The following is a 1,110-nucleotide window of genomic DNA, read 5'->3' on the forward strand; positions in this document are numbered from 1 at the left end:
CAACGAGCGCCAGGCCGCCAACGTCGCCATCAAGCAGCTCGTGGGCGAGCCGCTCACCGCGCACATCGTGCTCGACGGGCGCCCGGGCAGCGGCCCGGCCCAGCGCCACCTCTCGGGCCTCGTCACGCGCGTGCGCTTCCTGCGCCTGGAGAACCGGCGCGCGCTGTACGAGGCCGTGATCGAGCCCTGGCTCACGCTGGCCACGCGCACCAGCGACTACCGCATCTTCCAGAACCAGAACGTGCTGGACATCGTGCGCGAGGTGCTCGGCAAGTACGGGTTGGCGTTCGATGTGCGCGCCACGCGCAGCTACCCGCCGCGCGAGTTCCAGGTGCAGTACGGCGAGACCGACCACGACTTCGTAGCGCGCCTGCTGCACGAGTGGGGCCTGTACTACTACTTCGAGCATGCGCAAGACAGCCACCGGCTGGTGATCGTCGACGACATGGCCTCGCACCAGCCCTTCGCGCATGCGGGCTACCAGCGCATTCCGTTCCACGCGGCGGAAGCCACCGTGCGCGAGGAGCACTGCGACCGCTTCAATGCCTGCGAAGAGCTGCAGAGCGGCCGCTGGGTGACCGACGACTTCGACTTCCAGCGCCCGCGCGCCGAGCTGCAGCAGGTCAGCGCGATGCCGCGCAAGACGGCGCAGGCCAGTTGGGAGCGCTATGGCTGGCCTGGCGACTACGTGGTGGAGTCCGAAGGCGAGCAGTTGGTGCGCACGCGCATGGAAGAGACCGGCAGCCAGGGCGAGCGCGCGAGCGGCGCGGGCAACCTGCGTGCGGTGGTGCCCGGCTGCCTGGTCGCGCTGGAGCGCCATCCGCACAACGAGTCGAACCGCCAGTACCTGGTGACCGCAGCGCACCTGCGGCTGCAGGACGTGGGCGACGCGAGCGCGCAGCAGCCGTTCGAGTGCCGGGTCGATTTCGAGGTGATCCCCGCGAGCAAGGTGTTCCGCGCGACAGCGCCGCCGGTGCCCAGGCCGCGCACCACGGGGCCGCAGACGGCGATCGTCACGGGACCGGCGGGCCGCGAGATCTGGACCGACGAGTACGGCCGCGTGAAGCTGAGCTTCCACTGGAACCGCTACTGCACGAAGGACGAGAACAG

Annotated in this window: 1 protein-coding gene; it reads left to right on the forward strand. The window is 70.0% G+C overall.

What is annotated here, in order from left to right; genetic code table 11:
- On the forward strand, window positions 1-1,110 hold a 1,110-nt coding region (locus AC3A6J_RS27980), incomplete at both ends, for a type VI secretion system Vgr family protein (RefSeq protein WP_487863268.1).

This window comes from Variovorax sp. Soil_C_39 (assembly GCF_057656815.1).